The organism is Vibrio sp. 99-70-13A1 (assembly GCF_013114625.1).
In the GTDB taxonomy this organism is placed as follows: Bacteria; Pseudomonadota; Gammaproteobacteria; order Enterobacterales; family Vibrionaceae; genus Vibrio.
In genome coordinates, this window is sequence record NZ_VTXD01000003.1 from 17,962 (window position 1) to 37,372 (window position 19,411).

Below are 19,411 nucleotides of genomic sequence, written 5' to 3' on the forward strand. Positions count from 1 at the left end.
CAGATCTGTATCATAAATGTCGAACAGTACAGGTCTGTACACTTTGAATTATTTCTTGATACGCCCATTAGTTGCGCGTACCCAAAGGGGAAACATAATGGAAAAATTAAAAGGTGGAGGCGCATTACCGCCACAGCCAACATTCAGCCAGGTTTTTAAAGGGTTTCTTGGCGGTACTTTAGGCATTCTGGTTCTTTCACTCTTAGCTGAGTATTCAGGTTCTCCTTGGCTAATGGCACCGTTTGGCGCAACCTGCGTGCTCATTTTTGCCGTACCTTCTTCTCCTTTGGCGCAACCAAGAAACGTTATTGGCGGGCATTTTATCTCTGCTGCTGTTGGGCTTGTGGCACTTTACGGTTTTGGTGATTCTTACATTGTGCTTTCACTTTCCGTTGGCACTGCAATTATGCTGATGCAATATTTCAGAGTGCTTCACCCACCAGCAGGGGCAAACCCAATTGTGGTGATTCTGGCAGGAACCAGTGCTGTTGATTGGTCTTTTCTATTCACGCCTGTACTAGTGGGAAGCATTGCGCTAGTGGTTATAGGTTTGATAGTGAACAACACCTCAACTGCACAAAACTGGCCGGTATATTGGCATGGTGTGCCGACTAAAAGCACTTCTAGTAAGCAATGATAAAATTCAATGATAAAATTCAATGATAAAATTCAATGATAAAAAGCTTATTGAAATAATTTGTTGACCCAAAAACTGATCAGGACTACCATTAATCGTCTTTTAACGATTAATGGTAGTGAGTAATGACTTCAACATGCCAACCATCACTGAATTGTCTTCTTCCTGAAAAAAACGAACAGCAAGAAAGTGATTTTGCCGCATTAGCGAAAGCCCTCTCACACCCGGCACGCATCCGAATTCTCAGCATATTATCTGCATTAGAGAAATCGGGTGGCTGCTTGAATAGTGATCTTGTGACTGAGCTTGGACTCGCACAATCTACTGTTTCTGAACATTTACGCATTTTGAAAACATCGGGTTTTATCACGGCGGAATCGATTCCACCTAAGATGTGTTACCGCATAAATAGAGACACCATTAAACGTTTTGAAGGCATCATAGATAACGTTTTAAATTAATAGAATTCACAAAGCACGCTCTGTAAATCAGCAATATGCGTGCTTTTTAATAAACATATTAATCGTATTTCGACGATTTACGATTGGTAAACTTTTGTTTCCAACATAACCAAATCAGAGGTAATTGTTATGCAACCAAAACTCGGTTTTTTAGATAGATACTTAACATTGTGGATTTTTGCCGCGATGGGGATTGGGGTATTGTTTGGCATTCTATTTCCACAGATTGAGCAATGGAATGAATCCATGTCTGTTGGCACAACCAATATACCACTCGCGATTGGCTTGATTTTAATGATGTATCCACCTTTGGCTAAAGTGAATTACAGCCTGCTAGGTACCGTTGTTAAAGATAAACAAGCCATCAAACTGTCACTTATCATGAACTGGATTGTTGGCCCTATCTTGATGTTCGTGCTGGCTATTACTTTCCTAGGTGATCACCCAGGATACATGGTAGGCGTGATCCTGATTGGTTTGGCTCGATGTGTAGCTATGGTTCTGGTTTGGAACGATATCGGCGGCGGTAACAAAGAATACGGCGCAGCATTGGTTGCATTGAACAGTGCATTCCAAGTCGTCACCTACAGCTTCATGGCATGGTTGTTCATTAGTGTTCTTCCACCAGTATTTGGCTATGAAGGCATGATGGTTGATATCTCGATGATTGATATTGCACACAGCGTGCTTATCTATCTTGGTATCCCATTCTTAGCCGGTTTCTTAAGCCGTAAGATCCTTGTGTCGATGAAAGGCGAGCAGTGGTACAACGAGATATTCATTCCGCGCATTTCACCAATGACTTTGATTGCGCTATTGGCAACTATCGTTCTGATGTTCAGCCTGAAAGGTGAAATGATTGTTGAACTGCCAATGGATGTTTTACTTATTGCTGTGCCACTGACCATCTATTTCACAGTTATGTTCTTCATCAGCTTCTTCATTGGTAAGAAGATGGGCATTGCTTACGACAAAAATGCTTCGATTGCTTTCACGGCAACGGGTAATAACTTTGAACTCGCCATTGCGATCGCTATTTCAGTATTCGGTATTAACTCAGACCAAGCGTTTGCTGGTGTGATAGGTCCTCTGATTGAAGTACCCGTATTGATTTACTTAGTGAATGTGGCTCTAAAAATGAAAGAAAAATACTACCCACAGACGGGAACGGCTGAATCATAACTCGTACTCAGCGACCTTAAGGGCGATAAGATAAGCCCTACAAAAAAATAGCCGTGCCAGTATAAAACTGACACGGCTTTTTTATTGTTCACTACGCTGATTTAATCAGATAGAGAAAGATTCGAACTTAAATTCATCAGCAAGCATTCAAAAACAGAAGTCACGTTATTCGCTGTTATCTGCCCAATTGAACTTGCTTTCATCCACCCCTTCTTTCGCTTCTTTAATTCGCTCTCGTCTAAAGCGCTCTTCAGCACGAGCATCGTCAATTTCTTTCATGATAGCGTCAATATCAGCTTCACTATCGAGCTCTTGGAATTCACCAGTCAGTTCTGTCTCTGGCGTCAACTCGCCTTTTTCATACAGAGCCCACATTTCTTTGGCGTATTCGGTTGTTAATAGTTCTGGTGCGAATTGCCCGTAATATTGACGGATATTGTCGACATCTCTCGCTAACATCCATTCGGCGTTATTGTTGGCAGACGCATCAACCGCTTGGGGTAAATCAATAATGACCGGTCCATGCTCATCCACTAACACATTAAATTCAGATAAATCGCCATGAATGATGCCCGCGCAAAGCATCTTCGCGACATAGCCCATCATTGTATTATGGTCTCGCACCGCTTGCTCAGCAGGGATCTCTACGTCATTCAATCGAGGAGCGACATACCCTTCGTCATCAGTCACGAGTTCCATAAGAAGAACACCGTCAAAACAGCCAAAAGGTTCTGGTACTCTTACGCCAGCTGCTGCCAGTTTATATAACGCATCCACTTCTGCGCTTTGCCACACTTTTTCCTGCTGTTCTCGACCAAAGCCAGAGCCTTTTTCCATCGCTCTTGCTCGGCGGCTATTTCGAACTTTACGACCCTCACGGTATGCCACGGCTTGCTTGAAGCTGCGTTGGCTTGCCTCCTTGTACACTTTGGCACAACGGATCGTATCGCCACAACGTACAACGTACACTGAAGCCTCTTTGCCACTCATTAATTGGCTTTTCACCTCATCGACTAAACCATCGTCAACTAGAGGCTGTATTCTCTTAGGTATTTTCATAGCATCCTTATACCCTAGTTCTCTGATAGATGTAATCTTAAGCTGTGTTCTGGCTTCTATTAATTCAACAAAGTCTTTTATTAATTCAACCTCGCCTCCGATTAATCCAGCAAAGTCTTCAATTTGTCTTCCAACCAAAGCTGAGCAGGTCCTTTCACCTGTAATTTAGAAGTGACGAGATCAACAGGTGGGCTCCAAGCTTTATGATCAAAAGAGCTATTAATTTCGACTAAGGTTTTATTTTTAATTTCCGCTTCCACCATATGCTGAGGCAAATACGCCCAGCCAGCTTTACTATTTAAAACAATGTCTTTGATTGCTCTAAAGCTAGTCGACCACCAAATCTTACCTGCAATGGTCGGAAATTGGTCAATAAGCCCTCCATTATTGCCTCTTAAAACAAACTGTCTATATATAATAAAGTCACTCACTCGCGCTTCATCAAGCTCTGCTAAAGGGTGGTCAGGGTGACAAACCGCATAGAAAGGTAAGCTACCGATAAAGCATGGATCAGCATCCATATTAAAGTTCAAATCAGTAAACATAAGACCAATATCAGCGCGTGATTCTTCAATTAATCCTGTCACATCGGTACTTGCCGTGGAGATAAGCTCAATTTCGGTGGCAGGAAATGTCTGGCTAAATTCATCAAGGATCTTCGCAAAAGAAGGCAAAAGTAATGCATCATCAAAGGCAATTCTCACTAACCCTTCTTCATTATTGCCTATCGCATTAACCGTCACATTAAGGTCTTCAACCTGTAAGACAATGGCTTTCACTTGTTTAAAAAGCTGCTCGCCTTCTGCGGTTAGCGTGGGTTTTCGTGTTGAACGGTCAAATAACTGAACATCGAAATCAATCTCCAGGTTACTGATCCCTTGGCTTACGGCTGACTGTACTTTTCCTAGCTTACGTGCGCTGGCAGAAAAAGACCCAAGCTCCACAGCCGCAACAAACATCCTGAGTTGTTCAATGTTATACATCTCGCTTACCTTCTTCTTTAACCCAGCTCAAACCATCAGTAATAGTGATGGTTATAATCTTTTTATAATCACAAATAAAGATATTATCTCACCCAGACAATCAATATACGCAACAAATTAGAGAAAACGTATGTCACATAAAGAACGAATTTTACACATGGTTCTATTTGAACTTATTGCTCTGGTAATAATGGCAGGGCTTGCAACCTATATTACCGGCAATGGCGCGGGGGAAATGGCTGGCTTAGCTCTTTCGATGTCGTTAATCGCGATGGGATGGAATTATCTTTATAACTTTGGTTACGACAAAGTTTTCGGTGCAGACCGCAGTAAGAGAACAAAGTCAGTGAGGGTATTGCACGGGCTTGGTTTTGAATTAGGTTTACTAGTAATGACGCTGCCTGTACTGATGTGGGTACTACAACTTGACTTCTTAACCGTATTTATCATGGATATTGGTTTAGTGATTTTCTTTGTTCTGTACGCTATTGGATTCAACTGGACTTACGATTCGGTTAGAACTCAGTTGGTCGAAAAAGGCAAAGTTGCAGCTTTGGTTTAACTATCACAGCTCTGGTTTAACTATCACAGCTTTGGTTTAACCGCTGCAGCTTTAATTTAACCATTACAGCTCTGGTTTAATCCATTGATAAACGGCACGACAAGCTTGGAACATTTCCAATATACATAATGGCTGGTAACTATTTTTACCAGCCATTAGCGCTTTTACCAGACATTAACACTTTCAATCGGAACCTCAGTGTAATTATTCACCACTCACGCAGCAGTATCACAAAACTCCTCCAACCAGTTGTACATTCACATTCATAAGCGTAGTTTTAGCCCCCATAACAGATTCATTTGGAATAAAACACTTTCAAATGAGCCCCGCCTAATGAGCAAAGTTGCTCTATTTAACAATTAACGCTCCTTTCATTAACAAATTCATGCTCAAACACTCACTTTTAATGTTCGTTTGTTTTCGAATTCGCAAATTTATGCAAAATACACCCTGCTAAATAAGCACAACTAACAAGGACTCGAACATGACAACAAACAAACACCCCTCCTTATTTGGAGAGTGCCTCGCGGAATTTATTGGTACTGGGCTGCTGATATTCTTTGGCGTAGGCTGCGTGGCTGCACTGGTTTTAACAGGCGCAACATTTGGACAGTGGGAAATTAGTATTATTTGGGGCTTTGGTGTCTCTATTGCTATCTACTGTACTGCTGGCGTTTCTGGTGCACACATCAACCCTGCGGTAACCATTGCCTTAGCTATGTTCCACGGCTTTGATAAGGCGAAAGTTGTACCTTACATTATCTCTCAATTACTTGGCGCATTTTGCTCTGCGGCTTTAGTTTACAGCCTCTACAGCAACTTATTTACTGACTACGAAATCGCAAACAACTTCGTTCGTAGCAGCCAAGATGCTCTATCAACTGCTGGTATTTTCTCGACATACCCACATGCTTCACTTTCTTTCTTCGGCGCTTTTGCTGTGGAATTCGTGATTACAGCAGTACTGATGTTCGCTATTTTGGCTCTAGGTGATGAAAACAACGGCGCATCACGCGGCGCAATGAACCCATTACTGATTGGTATTTTAATCGCAGTGATCGGTGGCTCACTAGGTCCACTGACTGGTTTCGCTATGAACCCAGCTCGTGATTTTGGACCAAAACTCTTCGCTTACTTTGCAGGCTGGGAATTCGCACTGACTGGTGCACGTGATATTCCATACTTCATCGTACCTATTCTTGCTCCTATTGCTGGTGCATGTTTTGGTGGCTGGTTATATCCGAAAGCGATTGCGGCTTACCTACCAGTTGAAGGACAAGGCTGCACAATCCCAAACCAATGTGACACAGAAGAAGAAAAAGAAGCTGAACAAGCTCGAGCTTAAATTTTTGCTATGAGCTGTTGGCCATGAACTGTTAGCTATCGCCTAGAAGCCATAAGCCATAAGCCATAAGCCATAAGCCATAAGCCATAAGCACTCTACATTGACTAAAATATAAATAACGAAACAAAAGGATTCTTACCATGACCGAGCAAAAATACATTGTTGCACTAGACCAAGGCACAACCAGTTCTCGCGCTGTAATCCTCGACCATGATGCAAACGTCGTGAGCTCTTCTCAAAGAGAATTCACACAGATTTACCCGAAAGCGGGCTGGGTTGAGCATGATCCAATGGAAATTTGGGCAACGCAAAGCTCTACGTTAGTTGAAGCATTAGCAAAAACAGGTATTCGTAGTGACGAACTAGCCGGTATTGGTATTACCAACCAACGTGAAACTACGATTGTATGGAATAAAGAAACGGGTAAGCCAGTTTATAATGCGATTGTATGGCAATGTCGTCGTACTGCAGATATTTGTGAAGACCTTAAAGCACGCGGTTTAGAAGACTACGTTCGTGATAATACTGGTTTAGTCCTTGACCCGTATTTCTCAGGAACCAAAGTAAAATGGATTCTAGACAACGTGGAAGGTGCGCGCGAAGAAGCAGAAGAAGGGAAATTACTTTTCGGTACAGTTGATACTTGGCTAGTTTGGAAGATGACACAAGGTCGCGTGCATGTAACGGACTACACCAATGCTTCACGTACCATGTTATTTAATATCAATGACTTATGCTGGGATCAAAAGCTACTTGATGAAATGGGTATTCCAGCATCAATGATGCCTGAAGTAAAACGCTCTTCAGAAGTTTATGGTCAAACGAACTTAGGTGGTAAAGGCGGAACGCGTATTCCAATCGCAGGCATTGCAGGTGACCAACAGGCTGCATTGTTTGGTCAAATGTGTGTAGAAGCGGGTCAAGCGAAGAACACTTATGGCACGGGCTGCTTCTTATTGATGAACACTGGCAAAGAAAAAGTGACGTCTAAGAATGGTCTACTGACTACTCTAGCCTGTGGTCCTCAAGGTGAACCTGCTTACGCACTAGAAGGTGCAGTATTCATGGGTGGGGCTTCAATCCAGTGGTTACGCGATGAAATGAAGTTACTTGCCGATGCAAAAGATTCTGAATACTTTGCAACAAAAGTGGATTCTTCAAACGGCGTGTACGTAGTTCCTGCATTCACCGGTTTAGGCGCACCATATTGGGATGCTTACGCTCGCGGCACCATTGTTGGTTTGACTCGTGGTGTTAACTCTAACCACATCATCCGAGCGACCCTAGAAGGTATTGCCTACCAAACTCGTGATGTACTCGATGCGATGCAAGCGGACTCTGGTATTAAACTGGCGAACCTTCGTGTTGATGGTGGCGCGGTTGCGAACAACTTCTTAATGCAATTCCAATCTGATGTATTGGACACAGAAGTTCATAGGCCTGAAGTAACGGAAGTGACAGCTTTAGGTGCTGCTTACCTTGCAGGTCTTGCTGTTGGCTTCTGGGATAGCATTGATGAGCTGCAAAACAAAGCAGTATTGGATCGCACTTTCGAACCTCATCACGACGAAGAGAAACGCGCACGTCGTTACAAAGGTTGGAAGCGAGCAATCAAGTGTGCGCAAACTTGGTCTGAGCTTCATGATGATGAAGACGTTGAATAACTCAATTTAATAAAATGACATCAAAGAGCATCTATTTAGGTGCTCTTTTTACTTATTAGCTCCCAAGTTTTTGTATTTACGCCCCCTTTTTGGACTTTAAACCATAATTACTGACTTTCGTCACTTCTCTACACTCTCCAATTCGAGCACAATAGCGTGAGTATATATTTTCGAATTTGATGCACTAGAGCTTTTTCTGTGTGCGAAGGAGTGGTAATTGAAACAAATACCAAGACACCAGCAAATTGTTGATCTGGTGAAAACACAAGGATATGTCAGCACAGACGAGTTGGTTGAGAAGTTTGAGGTGAGCCCACAAACCATTCGTAGAGATCTCAATGAACTGGCAGATAGTAATAAAATTCGCCGTTACCATGGTGGGGCAACCATTCCTCTGAGTTCTGAAAACACCTCATACAATACTCGTAAAGCACTAAACTTTAATGAGAAAGATGTCATTGCAGAAGATTTAGTCAAGCATATTCCTGATGGCGCGACATTATTTGTGGACATCGGCACTACGCCAGAAGCGGTCGCTCGCGCACTCAACAAAAATCATAAACAATTACGCGTTGTCACGAACAACATCAATGTAGCTAGTATTCTGTTTCCCAATCCTGAAATTAAAGTGATTCTTGCCGGTGGTGAAGTCCGCAGCCACGATGGCGGGATTGTAGGGGAAGCAACCCTAGATTTTGTTAAACAATTCAGCCTGGATTTCGGTATTTTAGGGGTCAGTGGTATCGACTTTGATGGTTCGCTGCTTGATTTTGATTACCATGAAGTACGAGTGAAACAAGCCATCATCGACAATAGCCGCAGCATTTTCCTTGCGGTTGACCATACAAAATTTGGGCGCAACGCGATGGTTAAGTTGGGTCACATCACTCAAGCTCACATGGTGTTTACTAACCAACAGCCACCACAAGAAATTCTCAGCATTCTCAATGAGTCATCGATTCCTTTAGAAGTCATCGAAACAGGTAACATTCCTTCTGAATAATCTAATCGTCGAATAGCTAAACCGTTGAACCGCTAAATAGTTAGTTAGCTGAAAAGCCATAACCGAATTCGATGATAGGAGTGTTTACTTCTATACTCAGTAAAACCTCATTAAACCTCTTCTTATTTATAAGTAGAGGTTTTTTTATGCTCAAATCACAGAAAACGCTCATAAACGAAAATAAAAAGTGACCAAAAACGAAAGTTCATATAGGATTTGTTTATGTTCTAAAATGCTCGTTCGCTCACGAAGGAATCAGAAATTATGAGTGCTCAACAAAATAATTCAAAAAATAGCCAATCCTCCACTTTAGATTTAATCGTGATCGGTGGCGGCATTAATGGCGCAGGTATCGCAGCAGATGCAGCAGGTCGAGGTCTTAATGTTGGTTTGTATGAAGCCAATGACTTTGCATCAGCGACGTCTTCTGCCAGTTCTAAACTCATCCATGGTGGTCTGCGCTACCTAGAGCATTATGAATTCCGTTTAGTTTCGGAAGCACTCGCTGAGCGTGAAGTGCTATTAAGAAAAGCACCGCATGTTGCACAGCCTATGCGTTTTCGTTTACCTCATCGCCCATTTTTACGCCCAGCATGGATGATCCGCTGTGGCTTATTCCTTTACGATAATTTAGGTAAACGCACGACTCTTCCTGGTAGTAAAACAGTCAATTTAGCAAAGTCAGGGCTACTCAAACCGGAAATGAAAACAGGATTTGAGTATTCAGATTGTTGGGTCGACGATGCGCGTATGGTGCTTCTCAATGTGTTAGCAGCAAAAGAAAACAACGCAGAAGTTCGTAACTACTGCCGCGTAGAGAAAGCCCACCGTGAAGGCGATATTTGGCATGTGACGATTCATGATGTCGTGACGGATGAGCGCTTTGAACGCAAAGCAAAAGCGTTAGTAAATGCAGCAGGACCTTGGGTGAAGCAGTTCTTTGACGATGGTTTAGAGCAAGAATCACCACGTAATATTCGCTTAATCAAAGGCTCACACATTGTTGTCCCTCGTATTCACAATGAGCCACAAGCCTATATCTTGCAAAATAAAGACAACCGCATTGTTTTTATGATCCCTTATCTAGATAAGTTTTCAATCATCGGAACCACCGATCTAGAGTACAAAGGTGATCCACGTGAAGTCGCTATTTCTGATGATGAAGTGGATTACTTAGTCGATATCGTTAATCAGCACTTTGTCGAACAGTTAACTCGTGAAGATGTGGTGTGGACTTACAGTGGCGTAAGACCATTGTGTGATGACGAATCTGACTCGCCACAAGCGATTACTCGTGACTACACTTTAGAGCTGGATGCAGAACTTGACCAAGCACCACTACTTTCTGTCTTTGGTGGAAAGCTAACGACTTACCGTAAGTTAGGGGAAGCTGCACTTAAAAAACTCAGCCCTTACCTTCCCAATATGGGAACACCATGGACTGCAAATGACACGCTGCCTGGCGGTAACTTTAGCTGTAGCCGTGAGCAACTTGCTGAAATGATCCATTCAAAATACGAGTGGATGTCTGAAGCTTTACTGCTGCGTTACGTTACTCAATTTGGCACGTTAACGTGGAATTTACTGGAGGGTGTGAACACCCCTGAAGACCTAGGCATTACTTTTTCAGATGAAGCAAATGGCGTGTACCAGATTGAGATTGATTACTTGATCAACCAAGAGATGGCTGTAACAGATGAAGATATTCTATGGCGCCGTACGAAATTAGGGCTGTACCTCAGTGATGTGGAGCAAACAACCATTTCTCAATACGTGAAAGACAAAAGTGCAAAGGATGTAGGCGTACAAACAAAAGACCCGAAAAAGGTCGTGGAGTTTTCACAAGTGGGATAACGGCAAGTTCATGCTTGAATGAGCATTCCCTAGGCCGCTAACTGCATTAAACAAGAAGGCACTTTCACTTTGAAATAACCATTTTCTAAAGTGAGGTGCCTTCTATCTTCTATCTTCTATCTTCTATCTTCTATCTTCTATCTTCTATCTTCTATCTTCTATCTTCTATCCAAAGCCTAATAGTACCGATTCAATTATCAATTTAAATTTGATAATGATTCAAATACTACCCTGTTTATTGAATCGATAACTATCGCTATTATTTACTCCATCAACACGGCACACACATCCCACACCGTGAAAAACAATGAATCAGAATTCGAGGAAACTAATATGACTACACTGACTATTATTGCGAACATCGTTGCTAATGAAGATAAAATTGAGCTTGTAAAAGCAGAGCTGCTTAAATTAATTGATATCACCCGTGCTGAAGAAGGCTGTATTAACTACGATCTTCACCAAGATAATGAGAACCCAGCCCACTTCACTTTCTATGAAAACTGGACATCTCGTGAACTTTGGCAAACACACATGGGCAATACTCACCTTGCTGAATACATGGCAGCAACAGAGGGTGCAGTAGCATCATTTACGCTAAACGAAATGACAAAAATTGCTTAACTCATTTGGATATTCAGCGTTGAATAAAGCTACCCGAAATGGCTAGCTTCAGAGACAAAAAGACCACGCTTTTATGCATGGTCTTTTCTATGTTTGATTCTTAATAGTGGCGACAGATTAACAAGTCGATTAAACAATCGACTTTATAAGCAGGCGCTTATTCTATTAAAATGGGTGATATTTAAAAATATCCTCAATCATGTCATTGAGCTGAGCTTGACCTTTATTGGCCCGAGCATAAGTTCTTAAACCCATAATCTGAATTTGAACATGCCTTGCTAGCTGCTTGGGATCTTTATCTTGAGAAACTTCGCCTTGCTCTTGTGCAAGTTCAATGACTTGTAAGAAAGCAGTTTCCATCACCCCTAACAAACGTTGAGCTTCTGCTAATACCTCAGAATTCTCTTCGGTTAATTCAGATATGGTTTTCGCCAGCAAACACATTCCACTTGGTGCGGTTGCTGATTTATCAATTATGGTATGACGAACAAATAACTTTAATGCTTGCAGTGGCGAGCCTGCTTCTTGTTGGCATTGAGCTAAATGCGCTAATCCCATGTCTGCGTATTCCGCTAACGCTTCTTTAAACAGACCTTCCTTGCTTCCAAAGCTTGCATAAATACTGCCTGGTCTCATGTCTATGACATCTTGAAGGTTGCGCATCGAAGTGCCATGAAAGCCTTTTTCCCAATACAAGTTGGTCGCTTTTTGGATAACCTCTTCTCGATTAAACTTTGCTGTATTCGCCATTGTTCTACCACTTAGTAAATCTGAACATCTGTTCAATTTTATCGATTATAATAATAAAGATCCACACCCATTTATTATTAACCAAATCTATAATCTGTTTAATGATCATAACTCATTATCAAAATTACTGTTCCTTGTTATTCTTTACCTCAGCAATACAACACATATTAAAACGTAGGGTAAACCCTGCTTCTCAATAAGGAACGAATAATGCAAAAAGTTATCCTAATTACAGGCGCTACTGATGGTATTGGTTTTGAAACAGCAAAAGTGCTTGTTGAGCAAGGTCACCGAGTTTTAGTCCACGGACGCAACCCTGCGAAACTAAAAGAAGTTGAGTCTAAGCTTGCTAGTCTTGCAACTAAAAGCAATGCGATTATTGAAAGCTATGTGGCAGACCTGTCTAGCTTAAGCGACACGGTTGCTCTTGCCGATTCACTTAAAGAAAAACACACGAAAATTGATGTGTTGATTAATAATGCGGGGGTCTTCAACACTGCTAACCCAACGACAAAAGATGGCATTGATGTTCGTTTCGCTGTAAACACTATTGCACCTTACCTGCTCACATTACGCTTACTGCCTTTACTGGGTGAAACCAGCCGAGTCGTTAACCTTTCATCGGCAGCACAATCCACCATTAGTGTTGATGCTATTGCCGGTAAAAAATCACTATCAGATGGCGAAGCTTATGCGCAAAGTAAGTTAGCAATTACTATGTGGACTCGAGAGTTAGCAGAAAAAGTAGTGAAGCAAGAACTCAACGGTAAAGGACCAATGATCGTCGCGGTAAACCCTGCATCAATGCTAGGCAGTAAGATGGTAAAAGATGCCTATGGCGTTGCGGGCGGTGACTTAAGCATCGGCTCTGATATTTTAGTAAGAGCGGCTTTAAGTGATGAGTTTGCTAATGCTTCAGGTCTTTACTTTGACAATGACAGAGGCGTATTTAGCAAGCCACACCCAGACGCTTTAAATGACGATAAAGTACGTAACGTTGTTCAAGCTATTGACGGTGTTATCGATTCTATTCTTGCTTAGTTTCGTTTCGTTTAAATATTGATTTCACCAACAAAAAAGCCTCATAACGAGGCTTTTTTGTTGGTATTAATTAAACCGAAATCAGTAGCCAGTAATTCAGTTTAATAAAAACTTTGAGGAGTTAACCCACCAAACGCTGATGCAGTGAATCTTTCAGCACCGCTCTATCATGCTTCATTTGGTGCATTTCACCATCATCAATTGGAGAGCCATTTAGCTCAAGTTTACGTATTTCTTTATCAAGCTCATCATATTTCGCCATGTCATTTGCAAACACTTCGTCTGTTTTTACCAAACTCGCAATTGCATCTTTCATTTCTGGAAATTCGCTTAGAAGAGAGTGATTTTCACCTAGCATAGAGACCCCTTTGATCGATAAATAAACCTATTGATAGCTTCTTCAAGCCTTCAATGATTTACCATAGCAATTGCAATAATGAACAAATGAGACCTAGGGCACAGCATGAGATAAAGGTCATACAACGACGAAATTAACAAGTATTTAACTTTAAAAGTCCTTGCAATGCAGTCTTTAAGTCGCCTTAATCGAACAGTTCAATAACAAGCTTATTATTTTTAATCACTAGATTAGGTTCCGCTGTTTTTATTAGCGCTTCTTGAACCTTAGCCCCATCCAATTTATAAACAGGATGCTGAGATAAAGCTTGCCCTATCATCGCAACGGCTGGCTTTAATAAAGTTTTCACTTCAGGCGTCAAGCCCTGGCTATGCTCTTCCAGTTTTTCAAGCCTTAATGATTTCAGAAACACTTCCCCTGTTTCTTGATTGTATTCAGGGACAGCACTAAATTCGATATCTAAATCCAACCCCATATTCGGTGAGCTCAAGATCTGAATCAAAGCACTGGTGTTTGCAAAAACAGACACTCGCTCTGCCTCTTCTCGCCCAATTTTTACACGAAGATCTTCAACCGAGACTTGTGCATACATAACATTTTGAACACCAACCGATTGTTCAAGGCTGACATTATCTTGTAGGTATTGGGTCATGTCATTTTCAGTAATGTTGTAGCTTACACATCCGCCCAGCGTGAACGCTGAAAATAATACGAATGTTGATCGACACGCTTTAAAAAATTCCATCGTAGTTCTTATCATTCAACACCACTCTTTAAGTTTATCCGCCATAAGTTTATCCGCTATAAGTTTACTAAAGCCAAGCAATATAGGTGAAGTGACCCACTCAGCATATCAGGCGTTAAAGGCGCAGAAGTTTGATTACAATTCAAAGCCAATGCATAGCCATGAAGATAGTCCACCAGCAGCTCTAACGCGCGCTTTTTGTTTTCATCACTTAAGGATAGCGGGCTTAGCACATTATCAAAACGTTCACTAAAGACATCTGAAGGGCCCAATGCTTCCATCTTCAATAAAGTCTCAAGCAGACCTGGGTACTGGTTTAACAGCGATACATAGCTCACACACAGTAAATTAAGCTCATGCTGCCAATCTACATTCGATTTAGGCTGGTAAATGTCGCTCATAAGAGAAACCGTAATCGATTCAAGTAACGCATTCTTATTTTCAAAATAATGGTAAATCGCCATCGCATCGACACCTAACTGCGTGGCTAATCCTCTAATACTGGGGACCTTCCCACTTTCACGCATCAATTGCTTCGCTGTATCTAAAATCAACGTAGCGCTTAATTGGCTGCCAGATCCTTTAGGGCGCCCTCTCTTTTTCTCCTTGACAGACATTAACTCCCCCTCTTAAACTTTACATTAATTTCTACACTGTAGATTTATTGTATCAGTGATCAACCAAAAACCAAAAACCAAATTTAACCTGAAACTGGAGCAAACCATGTCAAACATCGTATTTATTGCCACAAGCCTAGACGGGTATATTGCCGACAAAGAAGGCGGTTTAGACTGGCTACATGCAGTTCCTAACCCAGAAGGAAACGACATGGGTTACAACGCGCATTCTGACCGTATCGATGCTCTTTTAATGGGAAGAAATACCATGGATATGGTACTCAGTTTTGGCATTGATTGGCCTTATACAAAGCCAGTGTATGTGTTGTCTAACACACTGACACAAGTACCAGAGTCACTTGAAGGTAAGGTGTTCTTAATCAGCGGAGAACTCAATCAGATTATTAAAACATTGAATGAAAAGGGATTTAACGATCTTTACATTGATGGTGGATTAACCATTCAGAATTTTTTGAAGGAAGATTTAATTGATGAACTGATTATCTCGACGATTCCAGTTCTTTTAGGTGGTGGCTCACCTTTATTTGGTGAACTCGTGAAGCCTTTGGACTTTCAGCTACAAAGCTCTACAACTTATCTAGACGCTATTGTGCAAAGTCACTTTATACGTAAGCGTTTTTAGTTGAGCCAAAATGAGTAAAACTTGATTTCCCTCTACCTTGCCTTACTCTAAAGTAGTATTATTTATGGGACTTCATTCTAAATAGATATTTAAAAACACATGAGACTTTTAGTAGATAAAACCGGTGAGCAGTTTTTACAGATACTGGATGAATTCGGCGACGTTATCACCGTCCAATTCATTAGTAATGAGGGTATTCGTAAAGGGAAACCTTTTACTGATTCTATGGCTGGTTTATTTCTTACCGGCTGGAAACCACGCGCTACCTCAACGGCTATTGGCTTAGAGCGCTTCAAACAAGGCAAACTAGAAGATCCAAAAGTCAGCTTTGCCTTACATCAGCTTTATCCTTTGGGTAGAGACGTAAAACTGCCGAATGGAGAAGTCGCCACCATCGCTAGCTATGCCAATACTCATGCAGATGGCTACTATATGTATGTTCGTATCGACACCGAATTGAAGCACTTCAAAATAACCCCTGAGTGGGTATTACTGCCTTCTCAAGTACTTTTGGCTTTACCTTTTTATCCTGCGCCGAAAACTCAGCAGGAAATTGATAATATTGATGAGTTTGATTCATGGGCGGGTGGGTTTTAAGACGAATGCATACAGCTTAAATGCTATGTGATTTGTCGCTAGTCACTTGTCACTTGTCACTTGTCACTAGAATGATGGCGAACCAGTGTCTGGGTTTCAACGCCGCCATAGACATCAATCGTAAAGTCTCTTTGCTTGGCATAGTTTTGCGGGGTTAACCCTATTTGCTTTTTTAAATGACGAATCAAATGGGGCTGATCGCTAAAGCCAAACAGATACGCCACTTCCACCCAATCAATATCTTTCAAATCTCTTTGATAGAGGTATTCCAACATCGCTTCTAGCTTTTGCATGGTATGACACTGTTTAAGAGTCAGCCCAGTTACTCGGCTAAAGCTTCGTTCTAGCGTTCTTTGCGAACAGAATAAAGCGTCTCCCAACTCTGATATTGGGGTATCAGCTAATAAAGGCAATACTTTCCGAGTCAGTTCACTGTGCTTATCTTCTGATGCTTTAGTAACCCAAGGCAGCAAAGCTTGATCTAATATTTTGCAGCATTCATCAGGGTTGCTTTGAGCCAAATTAATCATCGCATCGTCTGTAATTTGGTAATGGTTCAGCAATGCTTGCTGGCTTTGAGCATGCACATTATCTAGCTGTGGATGAGCGCAATCTGGCACATTCAATGAATATAACGCCCCAATTTTGAATTTAATACCAAGGTGAATAAACGGCTTGGAGTGATCAAGCTGCAACGTTTCTCTATAGGGAAATAGCCAATGGCTGCCTAAACCAGCACGCAAAGCCGACTTTGCTTGATAATGATAAGGCTGGTTTGAAGGCGAAATAATAAAATGAGCGTTGGACTCTGGATTCAATTTTGGAAATGCATGGCTATCGCTGTCTGGCTGCTTTTCTATCAGCCAGTAGCACTCGACGTATTTCGCAATTTGAGTAGAACATGGAGGTTGTATCCAACTAATCATGAGAAACCATGCCTTTAATTTTATGGAGTTGTATTGTTTGGAGCCGTACTATTTTGAGCAATATGGTTTGAAGTAGCACTTGATGAGTTATGACGGTTCAAACTCAAATTGAACAATGCGGTTTTTAGATCGCATGCCAACTCGGCTGATCGCTCTTTGAGCACCAATATTACTCACTTCTGTAGAGCAAATTGGCGTTAATTGCTTATTTAATGCATGTTCAACCAAGTGCTCTAGAACGCCTGTTGCAATGCCTTTCCCACGTTCAGATTGCGCCACTATCATACCTAAATCAGCAAATTCTTTTTGAATATCATCAAAGAATCGACACTCACCTGTCGCAACTAGCTGACCTTCAACCCAGTAGCCCCAAAGCTCATCACGCTGAATTAGATTTGCAAAATAGCCAGACAGCCATTCTTTAGGCGCACCAATGGCGCTTGCTGCAAAGTCGACAAAATCATCCAACTTCTCAGGCACAGCAAGCTGCATTGGCAAAGCGTCATTTCTATTATGTTCTTGATCTTTTGATGCTGGTTCGAAACGGTACATCATGGCATTCACGTTAAATGACACCGAATTATCAAGAGTCATCGCCATGTATTCCGTTTCTGCCGTACTCACAAAGGCGCCATTTAAAGTGCCAATCACTGAGCTATTTCCTTGTGCTATCAAAGTATACAAGTCGCAAGCTTCAGCTTTCGCAAGTGGTGAAAGGTAAAATTGCAGCAAGTAGTTCTCACCATTTACCACGCAATAACCAACCAGTTGATTGTCTTCATAAAAACCGAAATGATCCGACATTGGGACAAACCCGAAGTGCCACATCCCATCTAAAGGAGCGGTTGCAGCAGCAAAATACGCTTGTTTTAGTTCACCAAGTTCACTGATGGATTCAATCTTTTTAATGTCTAACATCGTAATATTTCTCACGTACATTTTAATTTATGCACGCTAATTCACGTACACGATTCTCAAGTTTTCAGCCAAAGGCTTCGATACCGAGAATAGTAAAGGCTTCTACTTTCGATAGATTGAACAAAAACGACAACCGAGCTTTTTACCTGCATCAATAGATGCTAAAGCCCCAACAGAGCGGCAGAACAATTAGATTGATAACACGTTGATTTTATATAAATAATAAGGGACGTTTATAATAAAAACTTATAAGGAAAGCTTAGGTTGAATAAAATCAATAAATGCAGAAATTCGCTTAGAAACAGAAGACGAACGGTAATACACGGCGTTTACCCACTCCCTTTCAGTATTACTTAGTTTTTCATCCTCTAATACTGACATTAGCCTGCCGGCAGCCAAATCGTCACGCACCATAAACCCCGACAAACAAGCAATACCATTTCCTGCAAGAGCAAGCTGCCTGACCGTTTCACCATTACTGGCAGACACGGTAGGCTCAATAAACGGGTGCTTAGGCAAAGGCCACTGATTCAAAACTTTTACCCCAAGAAAGCCAATAGTTTGATGGTTAGAAAGATCGGCTGTTTGTTTAGGGGTGCCACGTTTTGCCAAATATTCAGGCGAAGCGACCAAAAATAGAGGGCTTTTACCAAGCAATCTTGCGTGTAATGTTGAATCATTGAGCTTTCCGATACGAATAGCGAGATCAGTTTTCTTTTCGATCAAATCAACAAACCCTTCGTTTGAGGTCAGTTCAAGTTCGATCTCTGGATAAGCTTCTTTGAAACTCTGCACTAAAGGGATAAGTTGATGGAAAATGAAGGGGCTTGCCGCGTCCACTCTCAAGCGTCCTTTCGGCTTTTCGCCTCGTGAAACAATGTCACCTTCTGCTTGCTGAATGTTCTGAAGAGCCACCTTGATTGAATCGACAAACTGTCGCCCTTCTTCTGTAACTTCAACACGTCGAGTCGTGCGATTAAGTAAAGTGACCCCAAGCTGCTTTTCTATCTTACTAACAGAGCGAGACACTTTGGCGACTTGTATGTCTAACGCCTCTGCTGCTGCGGAAAACCCACCACTTTCGACCACTGCGAGTAGTATTTCCAAATCATCTGATCGAGTGAGCATGTTCACCACCTTTCTCTCTTGTTAGAACACGTGAAGTTCAATTCGTTGAGTGCCAGTTAATCAAACCTATTAGCTTCTAATTAAATCTATAGCTCCTGATTAAATCTACAGATCCTGATTAAATTTATAGTTTCTAATTAAGCCCTTGCTGATTAAGGCACCAATAAAGATGGCTTATTATTGCATTTTTAACAAAAGAAATTTGCTAGTAATACTATTTTTCACAAAGGTAATTCCCACCATAATCTCGCCATCCAATACATACAGCCCAAAAATTCTGACTAATAATCAGCACCACCAAACTTTAGGCTGTC

General features: G+C 41.6%; 21 protein-coding genes. 12 read left to right on the forward strand and 9 right to left on the reverse strand.

Annotated elements, in window-relative coordinates; genetic code table 11:
- Positions 1-94 precede the first annotated feature (94 nt).
- From F0226_RS03485 to arsB, 3 genes are all read left to right on the forward strand, one after another.
- Positions 95-637 carry an HPP family protein gene (locus F0226_RS03485; protein ID WP_171734555.1) on the forward strand — a complete coding sequence of 181 codons (543 nt, stop codon included), beginning with the start codon at positions 95-97 and terminating at the stop codon, positions 635-637.
- Between the two features lie 125 nt (positions 638-762).
- The gene (locus F0226_RS03490) at positions 763-1,098 is read left to right on the forward strand and encodes a winged helix-turn-helix domain-containing protein (RefSeq protein ID WP_171734341.1); all 336 of its coding nucleotides are present in this window, start codon (positions 763-765) and stop codon (positions 1,096-1,098) included.
- Positions 1,099-1,227: 129 nt separating this feature from the next.
- Positions 1,228-2,280, forward strand: a complete 1,053-nt coding sequence (gene arsB / locus F0226_RS03495) for an ACR3 family arsenite efflux transporter (protein ID WP_171734342.1) — start codon at positions 1,228-1,230, stop codon at positions 2,278-2,280.
- Between the two features lie 165 nt (positions 2,281-2,445).
- Here the strand turns inward: arsB and F0226_RS03500 are convergent, their stop codons facing one another.
- Positions 2,446-3,339 (reverse strand): PA4780 family RIO1-like protein kinase, encoded by an 894-nt coding sequence (locus F0226_RS03500; RefSeq protein WP_171734343.1) that lies wholly within the window; start codon positions 3,337-3,339, stop codon positions 2,446-2,448.
- 101 nt (positions 3,340-3,440) lie between these two features.
- Positions 3,441-4,322 carry a LysR family transcriptional regulator gene (locus F0226_RS03505; RefSeq protein ID WP_171734344.1) on the reverse strand — a complete coding sequence of 294 codons (882 nt, stop codon included), beginning with the start codon at positions 4,320-4,322 and terminating at the stop codon, positions 3,441-3,443.
- 130 nt (positions 4,323-4,452) lie between these two features.
- Here F0226_RS03505 and F0226_RS03510 point away from each other — a divergent pair, with 130 nt between their 5' ends.
- The 6 genes from F0226_RS03510 to F0226_RS03535 all read left to right on the forward strand — a co-directional run bounded on the left by F0226_RS03510 (position 4,453) and on the right by F0226_RS03535 (position 11,374).
- Positions 4,453-4,884, forward strand: coding sequence for a PACE efflux transporter (locus tag F0226_RS03510; RefSeq protein WP_171734345.1), 432 nt, complete (start codon positions 4,453-4,455; stop codon positions 4,882-4,884).
- 484 nt (positions 4,885-5,368) lie between these two features.
- Positions 5,369-6,229 carry an MIP/aquaporin family protein gene (locus F0226_RS03515; RefSeq protein WP_171734346.1) on the forward strand — a complete coding sequence of 287 codons (861 nt, stop codon included), beginning with the start codon at positions 5,369-5,371 and terminating at the stop codon, positions 6,227-6,229.
- Between the two features lie 140 nt (positions 6,230-6,369).
- Positions 6,370-7,893 carry a glycerol kinase GlpK gene (glpK, locus tag F0226_RS03520; RefSeq protein WP_171734347.1) on the forward strand — a complete coding sequence of 508 codons (1,524 nt, stop codon included), beginning with the start codon at positions 6,370-6,372 and terminating at the stop codon, positions 7,891-7,893.
- A 217-nt stretch (positions 7,894-8,110) separates the two neighbouring features.
- Positions 8,111-8,896: a DeoR/GlpR family transcriptional regulator gene (locus F0226_RS03525; protein ID WP_171734348.1), complete on the forward strand. Its 786-nt coding sequence runs from the start codon at positions 8,111-8,113 to the stop codon at positions 8,894-8,896.
- A gap of 264 nt (positions 8,897-9,160) precedes the next feature.
- Complete coding sequence (gene glpD, locus F0226_RS03530; protein WP_171734349.1) at positions 9,161-10,750, forward strand: glycerol-3-phosphate dehydrogenase; 1,590 nt, start codon at positions 9,161-9,163, stop codon at positions 10,748-10,750.
- A 333-nt stretch (positions 10,751-11,083) separates the two neighbouring features.
- The gene (locus F0226_RS03535) at positions 11,084-11,374 is read left to right on the forward strand and encodes a putative quinol monooxygenase (protein ID WP_171734350.1); all 291 of its coding nucleotides are present in this window, start codon (positions 11,084-11,086) and stop codon (positions 11,372-11,374) included.
- Between the two features lie 165 nt (positions 11,375-11,539).
- Here F0226_RS03535 and F0226_RS03540 read toward each other — a convergent pair whose 3' ends face one another.
- On the reverse strand, positions 11,540-12,124 hold the full coding sequence (locus F0226_RS03540; RefSeq protein WP_171734351.1) for a TetR/AcrR family transcriptional regulator: 585 nt from the start codon (positions 12,122-12,124) through the stop codon (positions 11,540-11,542).
- A 210-nt stretch (positions 12,125-12,334) separates the two neighbouring features.
- On the opposite strand from F0226_RS03540, the gene F0226_RS03545 reads away from it, so the two are divergent.
- Positions 12,335-13,165 (forward strand): SDR family NAD(P)-dependent oxidoreductase, encoded by an 831-nt coding sequence (locus F0226_RS03545; RefSeq protein ID WP_171734352.1) that lies wholly within the window; start codon positions 12,335-12,337, stop codon positions 13,163-13,165.
- Between the two features lie 121 nt (positions 13,166-13,286).
- Here F0226_RS03545 and F0226_RS03550 read toward each other — a convergent pair whose 3' ends face one another.
- The 3 genes from F0226_RS03550 to F0226_RS03560 all read right to left on the reverse strand — a co-directional run bounded on the left by F0226_RS03550 (position 13,287) and on the right by F0226_RS03560 (position 14,885).
- On the reverse strand, positions 13,287-13,523 hold the full coding sequence (locus F0226_RS03550; RefSeq protein ID WP_171734353.1) for a YdcH family protein: 237 nt from the start codon (positions 13,521-13,523) through the stop codon (positions 13,287-13,289).
- Between the two features lie 184 nt (positions 13,524-13,707).
- Complete coding sequence (locus F0226_RS03555; protein ID WP_171734354.1) at positions 13,708-14,268, reverse strand: DUF1439 domain-containing protein; 561 nt, start codon at positions 14,266-14,268, stop codon at positions 13,708-13,710.
- Between the two features lie 56 nt (positions 14,269-14,324).
- Complete coding sequence (locus F0226_RS03560; RefSeq protein ID WP_171734355.1) at positions 14,325-14,885, reverse strand: TetR/AcrR family transcriptional regulator; 561 nt, start codon at positions 14,883-14,885, stop codon at positions 14,325-14,327.
- Between the two features lie 106 nt (positions 14,886-14,991).
- Between F0226_RS03560 and F0226_RS03565 the strand changes: the two genes are divergently transcribed.
- Positions 14,992-15,528, forward strand: a complete 537-nt coding sequence (locus tag F0226_RS03565; protein WP_171734356.1) for a dihydrofolate reductase family protein — start codon at positions 14,992-14,994, stop codon at positions 15,526-15,528.
- Positions 15,529-15,627: 99 nt separating this feature from the next.
- Entirely contained in the window at positions 15,628-16,125 is a 498-nt protein-coding gene (locus F0226_RS03570; RefSeq protein WP_171734357.1) for a hypothetical protein, read from the forward strand.
- A 56-nt stretch (positions 16,126-16,181) separates the two neighbouring features.
- Here F0226_RS03570 and F0226_RS03575 read toward each other — a convergent pair whose 3' ends face one another.
- The 3 genes from F0226_RS03575 to F0226_RS03585 form a co-directional block, all read right to left on the reverse strand.
- A complete protein-coding gene (locus F0226_RS03575) occupies positions 16,182-17,051 on the reverse strand; it encodes an AraC family transcriptional regulator (RefSeq protein ID WP_171734358.1) in 870 nt (289 codons plus the stop codon).
- An 87-nt stretch (positions 17,052-17,138) separates the two neighbouring features.
- Positions 17,139-17,969 carry a GNAT family N-acetyltransferase gene (locus tag F0226_RS03580; protein WP_171734359.1) on the reverse strand — a complete coding sequence of 277 codons (831 nt, stop codon included), beginning with the start codon at positions 17,967-17,969 and terminating at the stop codon, positions 17,139-17,141.
- 246 nt (positions 17,970-18,215) lie between these two features.
- A complete protein-coding gene (locus F0226_RS03585) occupies positions 18,216-19,097 on the reverse strand; it encodes a LysR family transcriptional regulator (protein ID WP_171734360.1) in 882 nt (293 codons plus the stop codon).
- Positions 19,098-19,411: the final 314 nt, after the last annotated feature.

Bases quoted from the DNA above. Each gene is read 5' to 3' on its own strand.
- F0226_RS03490 (WP_171734341.1), top strand. From the start codon at position 763: ATGACTTCAACATGCCAACCATCACTGAATTGTCTTCTTCCTGAAAAA.
- arsB (WP_171734342.1), top strand. From the start codon at position 1,228: ATGCAACCAAAACTCGGTTTTTTAGATAGATACTTAACATTGTGGATT.
- F0226_RS03500 (WP_171734343.1), bottom strand. From the start codon at position 3,339: ATGAAAATACCTAAGAGAATACAGCCTCTAGTTGACGATGGTTTAGTC.
- F0226_RS03505 (WP_171734344.1), bottom strand. From the start codon at position 4,322: ATGTATAACATTGAACAACTCAGGATGTTTGTTGCGGCTGTGGAGCTT.
- F0226_RS03510 (WP_171734345.1), top strand. From the start codon at position 4,453: ATGTCACATAAAGAACGAATTTTACACATGGTTCTATTTGAACTTATT.
- F0226_RS03515 (WP_171734346.1), top strand. From the start codon at position 5,369: ATGACAACAAACAAACACCCCTCCTTATTTGGAGAGTGCCTCGCGGAA.
- glpK (WP_171734347.1), top strand. From the start codon at position 6,370: ATGACCGAGCAAAAATACATTGTTGCACTAGACCAAGGCACAACCAGT.
- glpD (WP_171734349.1), top strand. From the start codon at position 9,161: ATGAGTGCTCAACAAAATAATTCAAAAAATAGCCAATCCTCCACTTTA.
- F0226_RS03535 (WP_171734350.1), top strand. From the start codon at position 11,084: ATGACTACACTGACTATTATTGCGAACATCGTTGCTAATGAAGATAAA.
- F0226_RS03540 (WP_171734351.1), bottom strand. From the start codon at position 12,124: ATGGCGAATACAGCAAAGTTTAATCGAGAAGAGGTTATCCAAAAAGCG.
- F0226_RS03545 (WP_171734352.1), top strand. From the start codon at position 12,335: ATGCAAAAAGTTATCCTAATTACAGGCGCTACTGATGGTATTGGTTTT.
- F0226_RS03550 (WP_171734353.1), bottom strand. From the start codon at position 13,523: ATGCTAGGTGAAAATCACTCTCTTCTAAGCGAATTTCCAGAAATGAAA.
- F0226_RS03555 (WP_171734354.1), bottom strand. From the start codon at position 14,268: ATGGAATTTTTTAAAGCGTGTCGATCAACATTCGTATTATTTTCAGCG.
- F0226_RS03560 (WP_171734355.1), bottom strand. From the start codon at position 14,885: ATGTCTGTCAAGGAGAAAAAGAGAGGGCGCCCTAAAGGATCTGGCAGC.
- F0226_RS03565 (WP_171734356.1), top strand. From the start codon at position 14,992: ATGTCAAACATCGTATTTATTGCCACAAGCCTAGACGGGTATATTGCC.
- F0226_RS03570 (WP_171734357.1), top strand. From the start codon at position 15,628: ATGAGACTTTTAGTAGATAAAACCGGTGAGCAGTTTTTACAGATACTG.
- F0226_RS03575 (WP_171734358.1), bottom strand. From the start codon at position 17,051: ATGATTAGTTGGATACAACCTCCATGTTCTACTCAAATTGCGAAATAC.
- F0226_RS03580 (WP_171734359.1), bottom strand. From the start codon at position 17,969: ATGTTAGACATTAAAAAGATTGAATCCATCAGTGAACTTGGTGAACTA.
- F0226_RS03585 (WP_171734360.1), bottom strand. From the start codon at position 19,097: ATGCTCACTCGATCAGATGATTTGGAAATACTACTCGCAGTGGTCGAA.